General features: G+C 56.7%; 9 protein-coding genes and 1 pseudogene. 7 read left to right on the plus strand and 3 right to left on the minus strand.

Features of this window, described 5'->3' with window-relative positions; genetic code table 11:
- The 5 genes from ACPYOI_RS33460 to ACPYOI_RS33480 form a co-directional block, all read left to right on the plus strand.
- Nucleotides 1-716 (plus strand): hypothetical protein (locus tag ACPYOI_RS33460; RefSeq protein WP_481423982.1); only part of this gene is annotated, 716 nt, incomplete at its 5' end.
- Between the two features lie 91 nt (nt 717-807).
- Complete coding sequence (locus ACPYOI_RS33465; RefSeq protein ID WP_481419195.1) at nt 808-2,076, plus strand: DUF6250 domain-containing protein; 1,269 nt, start codon at nt 808-810, stop codon at nt 2,074-2,076.
- A gap of 25 nt (nt 2,077-2,101) precedes the next feature.
- The gene (gene glf / locus ACPYOI_RS33470) at nt 2,102-3,259 is read left to right on the plus strand and encodes a UDP-galactopyranose mutase (RefSeq protein ID WP_481423983.1); all 1,158 of its coding nucleotides are present in this window, start codon (nt 2,102-2,104) and stop codon (nt 3,257-3,259) included.
- A 189-nt stretch (nt 3,260-3,448) separates the two neighbouring features.
- Complete coding sequence (cmoA, locus tag ACPYOI_RS33475) at nt 3,449-4,255, plus strand: carboxy-S-adenosyl-L-methionine synthase CmoA (protein ID WP_481419185.1); 807 nt, start codon at nt 3,449-3,451, stop codon at nt 4,253-4,255.
- A gap of 14 nt (nt 4,256-4,269) precedes the next feature.
- Nucleotides 4,270-5,016 carry a methyltransferase family protein gene (locus tag ACPYOI_RS33480; protein ID WP_481419184.1) on the plus strand — a complete coding sequence of 249 codons (747 nt, stop codon included), beginning with the start codon at nt 4,270-4,272 and terminating at the stop codon, nt 5,014-5,016.
- A gap of 107 nt (nt 5,017-5,123) precedes the next feature.
- Here ACPYOI_RS33480 and ACPYOI_RS33485 read toward each other — a convergent pair whose 3' ends face one another.
- Entirely contained in the window at nt 5,124-5,444 is a 321-nt protein-coding gene (locus ACPYOI_RS33485; RefSeq protein ID WP_481419183.1) for a hypothetical protein, read from the minus strand.
- A gap of 11 nt (nt 5,445-5,455) precedes the next feature.
- Complete coding sequence (locus ACPYOI_RS33490) at nt 5,456-5,776, minus strand: hypothetical protein (protein WP_481419182.1); 321 nt, start codon at nt 5,774-5,776, stop codon at nt 5,456-5,458.
- 424 nt (nt 5,777-6,200) lie between these two features.
- Between ACPYOI_RS33490 and ACPYOI_RS33495 the strand changes: the two genes are divergently transcribed.
- Nucleotides 6,201-6,707 (plus strand): hypothetical protein, encoded by a 507-nt coding sequence (locus ACPYOI_RS33495; protein ID WP_481419181.1) that lies wholly within the window; start codon nt 6,201-6,203, stop codon nt 6,705-6,707.
- A 69-nt stretch (nt 6,708-6,776) separates the two neighbouring features.
- On the opposite strand, the gene arsC is transcribed toward ACPYOI_RS33495, so the two are convergent.
- On the minus strand, nt 6,777-7,199 hold the full coding sequence (arsC, locus tag ACPYOI_RS33500; protein WP_481419180.1) for an arsenate reductase (glutaredoxin): 423 nt from the start codon (nt 7,197-7,199) through the stop codon (nt 6,777-6,779).
- Nucleotides 7,200-7,531: 332 nt separating this feature from the next.
- Between arsC and ACPYOI_RS33505 the strand changes: the two are divergent.
- Nucleotides 7,532-7,877: pseudogene (locus tag ACPYOI_RS33505) on the plus strand (efflux transporter outer membrane subunit); the annotation flags it as partial.

Raw genomic sequence — 7,877 nt, forward strand, 5'->3', positions numbered from 1 at the left:
GCTACGCAAGCATCGCTGACTCTGTAGAGTCGACCATAACCACAATTCGCAATTTGCCGATCTCACGGTGCTACGACACCCAATTCATCGAGAAACAGCTAATACCGGAGCTGGGTTTGAATGACGAGTATCTTGAACAGCAACCGGCAGAGCTGCGTGAATTCTTCGGTAAGGGACTGCATCTCTGGCAGTACCCCTCTCAGCTCGCCAGGTATCTCGTCTGGCTAACGCACAATGCAAAGCATATTCGCAACTACACGGAAATCGGCTGCCGATGGGGCGGCACATTCATTCTCGTCAATGAATGGCTGAAGAAGATCGGAGCTCCGATTGATTTTTCGCTCGCCATAGACCCGATCGAACCAACTCCGTTTATCAAGAAATACATTCAAATATCTTCCACGCCGGTTCACTACATACAAAACCTGTCAACCTCGAGCGAGGTGGTTGACTATCTCTCGGTATTCAAGCCGCAGATGGTATTTGTTGATGGGGACCACTCACTTCAGGGCGTGATGTTCGATCATCTGCTTGTCCGCAACGACGCTGAAATTATCGTGCATCACGACATTGCTTCTCAAGCATGCCCGGGAACAACCTTGTTCTGGAGCTACGTCAAAGAAGCGGAGTCCGACTTCAACTCTTGGGAATTCAAACAGCAATACGATTCGGTCGCGGGCAATTTTCTGGGAATCGGCGTCCTGAAAAGGAAGTAAGCCGCGTCGACGTTGATGGGCTGCGGATCCTTGTGATCCTGATGACGCGAATGCAAACAACGAAGACACAATGGCTCCGGTTATAGATACGATGGCTCCGGTTATACTTGTTACCTTTGCGGGCAGGCAGAAAAGAATGGAAATCCTGACCCAGTACATCCGTTCCGCAATGGATGCAGGGATCATTGACGAGTGGCACGTCTGGGACTTCACCCGCTCGCGGGAGGACCACGAATGGGTGACACGCGAATTCGGCCCGGTCCGGTACATGGGCGCGGCTGCGTCCTACCAATCCAGGGGATCGGTGGCTCCCAATCAACCTCTCCGCCTTAATGCGACGATCACCAACGACCTTCACATTGCAGTCGTTCCGAACGATGGCGGTGATACTTATTTCGAAATCGTTGTCGGCGGCTGGAGCAATTCGCACTCGGTCCTCCGCAAGCTGCCACGCAGTCAGCTCAAGGGTTTCGATCGCGACAACGCGCAGGCGATTTGGAGCAAGCCCACTCCAGCGATCCTGTCGCCGGGGGCTCCCAATCAAATCGTCCTCAACATTGATGCAGCGGGAGTCCCTTCGCTGCATGTCAATAACGTGGCGATCGGCCACTGGCCGGAGCTTGACCTTTCGGCGGGTGCCTCCATCATGCTCCGCGGCGGGTGGGGTGCTGATCTGGGATTGGGCGGCATACGATCGCGCATACAACGTTTCGTCGGCAATCCGAACGAGCAGATACCCTATTGGCAGGCCTATGATTTCTATGCCAAGCGGCTGCAGACCTTTTCGAACTCGATATTCCTCAAATGCGATGACGACATCGTTTATGTGGACATCGAAAAGCTCAGCGAGTTCATCGAGTTCAGGCGAACCAATCCGAAATATGTTGTCGTTTCCGCCAATGTCGTGAACAACGGCGTATGCGCCTATTGGCAGCAGGTTGCGGGCTCAATTCCCAACCAAGTCGGCCATTTCGAACGGCCGCCCGGCGGTTTTGGCGGCAGTCTTTGGCAAAGCGCGGAGCGCGCCAATGAACTGCACGACTATTTTCTGCAAACGGAAGACAAGCGCCTGCCCTTGCCAGCCAAGGTCATCGATTGGAACGAACGTCAATCGATCAATTTCATAGCCTGGCTCGGAAGAGACCTGATCCACATGGCTTTGCCGAAAGGCGATGACGAACACGCTCTGACAGTTGGTTTGCCGACCTTCCTTAATCGACCGACCGCGATTTATGCGGACTTTACCGTAAGCCACTTGAGCTTCGGACCACAAGAAAAGGGACTCGATCTGGATCGCTTGATCGGTGCGTATGATGCGCTCATGCGCGCTAAGCTTTCATTAGATCCCGCCAAACGTTGAGCCCTGAGATAGGACTAGTCTGCAAATGCGCGTGAATGAAAAAATCCTTATCGTGGGCGCAGGACTTTCGGGCGCGGTCATCGCGCGCGAACTGGCACAGGCGGGCCATGAAATCGAGGTCATCGATGCCCGCGACCACATTGCCGGCAATTGCCATACGGAACGCGACAAAGAGACGGGGGTCATGGTCCATATCTATGGCCCTCACATTTTCCACACGGATGACGCCGAGGTCTGGAGCTATGTGAACGGTTTTCAGACGTTTCTACCGTACAAGAACCGCGTCAAAACGACGAGCGACGGTCAGGTTTATTCCCTGCCCGTCAATCTTCACACGATCAATCAGTTCTTTGGCAAGAGCTTCAGGCCCGACGAAGCTCGCCAGTTTATTGAAGAACAGGCCGACGGCTCCATAGCAGATCCGGAAACCTTTGAAGAGCAAGCCCTCCAGTTTGTCGGGAAGGACTTATACGAGGCATTCTTCAAGGGATATACGCAAAAGCAGTGGGGCTGCTCACCAACGGACCTGCCGGCTTCCATCCTGAAACGGCTCCCGGTGCGTTTCAACTACGATGACAACTATTTCTTCCATAAGTACCAGGGCATGCCGGAGAACGGCTATACCGATATGATCGGACGTATTCTCGATCATCCCAACATCACGGTAAAGCTCGGAACGCATTTCGACCGTGCTCAAAGCGCAGACTTCCGGCACGTCTTCTATTCGGGTCCGCTTGACGGCTATTTCGACTATGAGTTCGGCCGGCTCGGCTATCGCACCCTCGATTTCGAGCGCTTTACGTATGAAGGTGACTACCAGGGCTGCGCAGTGATGAACTATGGGGATGTCTCGGTTCCCTACACGCGTATCACTGAACACAAGCATTTTTCTCCCTGGGAGAATCATGCGGGCTCTGTTTGCTATAAAGAATTCTCCCGCGCCTGCAGCCCTGAGGACACTCCCTACTACCCAATTCGCTTGGTCAGGGAGAAGGAGCAGCTGACCGACTATGTCTCGCGCGCCGAACAGGAAAGCTCCGTCACCTTTGTAGGACGGCTTGGCACTTACCGTTATCTCGATATGGATGTGACGATTCGCGAGGCTCTCGACACAGCACGGCTCTATCTTTCCAAGAAGGCAGAGAGCGCTTCGATGCCGGTATTCCTGCATTCGCCACTTTGACTGGAAATCACACGTAGCCGCGCGGTGCTTTCGGGCGCCGGTCTGCTCATGTCTCGCCTTTCCCGTCAGGAAACTTGACTTCGCGTCATTCGCCAGCTAGCGAAATCGGTCAATTGAACGAGCTGCAGAATTTCAGACCCGTGGACCGGGCGTGCTGCAGCACAAGGCATCCGGCTCGGTCTGCCCGCGGTGCCAAAGCCCGAAGCGTTCGTAGACCAAAGCCAAGGATCAGATAAAATGGCGGAGAAAGACCTGAGCAAAGTGCTCCACATCGAACGTAAGGACGAGGTGTTCAGCGAGGACCACCCGGTTGGGGACTTTGCCTTCGACGCCACGGTTGCCGGTGTTTTTGATGACATGGTGAGCCGGTCAGTGCCCTTCTATGAAGAAATGCAGCGCATGGTCTGCGAACTGGCGCGGGATTTCGCACGGCCCGGCACCAATCTTTATGATATCGGCTGCTCGACGGCGACCACGTTGCTGATGCTCGATACCTTTTTGGATGAAGGGGTCAAGTTCATCGGCATCGACAACGCACCGGAGATGCTGGAGAAAGCCAAAGTAAAGATCCAGCAGGCAGAAACCAGCAGGCAGATTGATCTGAGGGTCGGCGATCTTCACCAGGGCCTGGCGATGACGGATGCCAGCGTCGTCACCATGCTGCTGACGTTGCAATTCGTCCGCCCGCTTTATCGTGAGCGCGTGATCAAGCAGATCTACTCCGGATTGAATGAGCAGGGCTGTCTGCTTCTCATTGAGAAGCTCACGAGCGAGGACACCATGTTCAATCGGCTTTTCATCGACCACTACTACGATTTCAAGCGCCGGAACGGCTATTCGGAAATCGAGATATCGAAAAAGCGCGAAGCCTTGGAGAATGTGCTGATCCCCTACCGCCTGGAAGAAAATGTCCAGCTGCTCAAGGAGACAGGATTTCGCCAGATCGAGGTCTTTTTCCGCTGGTACAATTTCTGCGGAATTATCGCGGTCAAATAGGCATGGGTCATCAAATGAAGAAGACGATGATAAGCATCGGGAATTTTTTCTTCCAGTTCCGCAATCAGGCATTCCCCGTGATGATCGTGGGGTTGCTGCTGATGGCGCTGCCGCCGACCGAGATATTTGGCAGCGCCTTTCTTGAGGAAGGGAAAGATCTGATTGCGCTCGCCGTTGTGCTTGCGGGCTTGATCTTGCGCGCCATCGTCATCGGTTATGCCTATATCCGGCGGGGCGGCCTCAACAAGAAAGTCTATGCCAAGGATCTGGTAACAGGGGGGATGTTTGGCATCTGCCGCAATCCCCTTTATGTCGGCAACATGCTGATCTACAGCGGCTTGTTCCTGGTGCATGGCAGCCTTTGGGTGGTGGCTGCCGGCATCGCATTGTTCGCCTTCATCTATCAGTGCATCATTTACGCGGAAGAAGCGTTCCTCGAGGACAAGTTTGGCGATGGGTATCGAGCCTATTGCCGGGATGTGCCGCGCTGGATGCCGCGTTTCGGCAAGTTTGCCGAATCCACCGAAGGCATGGAATTCAATTTCAAGCGCGTCATCGCCAAGGATTATTCGACAGTTTGCGCTGCTTTATTCGCTGTGGTTGCGGTGGAGGCTTGGGAATATCTCGCCGCACCGAATCCGACCCTACATGTCGGCTATCTGTCTGTCCTGATCGCATTGATGGCCGCTCTCGGTGTACTCGCCGGAGCCATCAGCTTTCTCAAGAAGCGCGGCGTTTTCCACGAAGGCAAGGCCGCCTAGGGTGTCGCGAGCCTAAGCAGACGTCCGGGACGCGCTTGCGGAATGACCCGCCATGCTTCCCGAGGGGAAACTGCAGCCTCGACCGCGTGCTCGCGTCTTGCGCGGCTCTACTGCAGTGTCGCCGCCGGCTGCTCACCCATCGCCGTGACAAGCCGGTCAAGGTTGACGGTGTAGCAGAAAAGCTCAAACAGCGTTCCGGTCACGTAGAGTGTCGTGGCAGATGTCCGGCTCTGCATAGCTTGACCGTCCAGAGGCGCGGCGGATCGGCCTTTACTGAAGGAAAACGCCATCAAATGAGCCTCGGAGCCGCTGTCCGGCGCTGAGTGAGCGTCCGGCGTCGGCGCCGTGGTCCAGCCTTCCGAAATACGATCCGGGAACAGCTTCAAGGGGATGAGCTGGCTTTCGATACGATTGGTTTCCTGTGTCATGGTCGTAATCCTCAGTAGGCACGCGGCGGAACGAAGAGGCAAATCGTGCGCCCTGTGGGCTCGCCAGCCACCGTGCATTGGTGAAAATGCCCGTCCGGGCTGTCCTTGATGCGAGTATCCCGGGACATGATGAGCTCTCCCGTGAGCTTGATGACATAGCCGCGGGGGCCTTCGAGAACCGCTTGGTCTGTGACTTCGCGGCAATCCATGCCGCTGCAGCACGAAAACGGATATGTCCATCCGTTAGGCTGCATCGACGTCGGCTTCGCATCGTGCGCGGCTGCGGGAGCAGCGGTCAGGACTGCAAAAAGAATAGCTGCGGGCTTACTCATGATCTTACCTCGATGGTAATAGAGCCGGCTTCCGTGTCCAAATGTCCCTTCGATCAAGTGTGTCCGCTGCGAGCATTCTCGTCGTCTTTTTCTCGAAACAACCCACGAGGTATGCTGGTTCCATTCGGGATCGATCGAGAGAAACTGCCCCACGGCAGAAGCATCTTGAGAATAAAGGCCCGCTCCCGGCCTGACTATTGAACGGGAGGAAGCATCAGGCACCAACGAGAAGGGTATGACCTATACGGGGGTCTATGTGCTTTTATGCGGCTGTGCGATAATCGTTGAGCATCCGTGATGGCCTCGTAAACCGGCCGGGATTGCATCATCAGCGGTTTTCCGGCGCTCACTATCCGCGAAAATGCCGGCCGGGGAACTGATCTGTCTGGGAGACGTTCGGCACGATCAGTTACGAGGTCCCATCATGCGCAGCGCCGCCTATTTGTTATCCGTTGCTCTTGCCGGTGTCCAACCACTTGCGGCCACCGCCGCAGAGATCGACTTTATCAAGTCGCTCGCGGGAAATTGGAACGGCGCTGGCACAGTGCTGACGCGGATCGGCAGCAGTCCGATCAACGTGAACTGCAGCTTCGCAACAACGGCAGGTGCGTTCGACTTTTCGATGAAGGGCAACTGCCGCGGCTTGCTCGTCATTCGCAAAGCCGTTTCAGCGGATCTAAAGGTGAACGGCGATCGCTACACGGGTACATATGTCGGACCGTCCGGCCTGCCGTCCGCACTTTCGGGAAGCCGCCGCGGAAACGCGATCAATCTTTCCGTCCGGTGGCCTCGCCCCGTCAATGGCGACCGGAATGCAAGCATGACCATCGAGAAGGTCGGAGCGGAGGGCCTGCGTCTCAGGACCGTCGACCGCGATCCGGCGACTGGAAAGACGGTTGTCACGAGCAGCATCGATCTCCGACGCCAGTAAGCGAGCCCGACAGCTTGTTTGCCCTTCCTTGCACAGCGCCGCGAGATTAACCCTTGCGCTGCTGGCAGATCAGACAGCACGCTTGCCTTCCGCATCGAGAACCTTTTCGCCGTCTTCCTTGGTGAAGGCGCCCTTATGAGTACCGGGCAGGATATCCAGAACCAGTTCCGACGGCCGCGCCAGACGCGCACCGAGCGGCGTCACCACGAAGGGACGGTTGATCAGGATCGGATGCTTCAACATCGCATCGAGCAGCTGATCGTCCGTCAGGGCAGGATCATCGAGCCCGAGTTCCGCATAGGGCGTGCCCTTTTCCCGGATGGCCTGGCGGACGGTCAGGCCCGCATCGGCGATCATCTTGACCAGCTCCGCGCGAGACGGCGGCGCTTGTACGTACTCGATGACCGTGGGCTCGATCCCGGCATTGCGGATCATCGCCAGCGTATTGCGGGACGTGCCGCAGGCCGGATTGTGGTAGATGGTGACGTTCATAGCTTTGCCTCGTTCGATAGGGGTCAATCTAGCCCGCGACCCGGGCGATCCGCCCGACACACGGCCCTTGTCGACTTGCTGCGTCGCGGTAGCCGGATCCCACCAATTATTCAATGGCCATTGCAGCTTATCTGCTGCTTCGGGGTTGCAGCAAGCTGCAACGGCCAGGCAGTGGATGAACCCTTCATTAACCATGTTTGGCCTATCTTCAGCCAAACCAAGGGGGATGGTGGGTGAAGGGGCGAACTGTACTAACTCGCAGCGCGGCATGTTTTGTGATCGCGTCGGCCTTAGCCGGCTGCGTGGTCGGGCCGGATCATACGCCCCCCGAGATGCCGCTTCCGGGCAAGTTCGCTGAGGGTGGCGCCAAGAACATCGGCGACGTTGCGACGGTGCAGTGGTGGACGGCGTTCCGCGACAAGCAGCTCGACAGCCTGGTGGCCCGCGGCATCGACCAGAACCTCGACGTGCTGCAGGCGATGGAGCGCATCAACGCCGCCTCCGGCAATGTGACGGTCGCCGGGGCCGGCTCGCTGCCGAGCCTGGTGGTCGGCGCCTCGCAGACGGTCTCCGGGCAGATGGGCTCGCGCCGCAACCAGGTCGGCGCCACCAACACCTCCGAGGGCGATGCCAATATCTCCTGGCTGCTCGATCTCTTCGGCCAGTACCGCCGTTCGA

The sequence above is a fragment of the Rhizobium sp. SVR5-2C genome (genome assembly GCF_056755115.1).

Bases quoted from the DNA above. Each gene is read 5' to 3' on its own strand.
- ACPYOI_RS33495 (WP_481419181.1), top strand. From the start codon at position 6,201: ATGCGCAGCGCCGCCTATTTGTTATCCGTTGCTCTTGCCGGTGTCCAA.
- glf (WP_481423983.1), top strand. From the start codon at position 2,102: ATGCGCGTGAATGAAAAAATCCTTATCGTGGGCGCAGGACTTTCGGGC.
- arsC (WP_481419180.1), bottom strand. From the start codon at position 7,199: ATGAACGTCACCATCTACCACAATCCGGCCTGCGGCACGTCCCGCAAT.
- ACPYOI_RS33480 (WP_481419184.1), top strand. From the start codon at position 4,270: ATGAAGAAGACGATGATAAGCATCGGGAATTTTTTCTTCCAGTTCCGC.
- ACPYOI_RS33485 (WP_481419183.1), bottom strand. From the start codon at position 5,444: ATGACACAGGAAACCAATCGTATCGAAAGCCAGCTCATCCCCTTGAAG.
- ACPYOI_RS33465 (WP_481419195.1), top strand. From the start codon at position 808: ATGGCTCCGGTTATACTTGTTACCTTTGCGGGCAGGCAGAAAAGAATG.
- ACPYOI_RS33490 (WP_481419182.1), bottom strand. From the start codon at position 5,776: ATGAGTAAGCCCGCAGCTATTCTTTTTGCAGTCCTGACCGCTGCTCCC.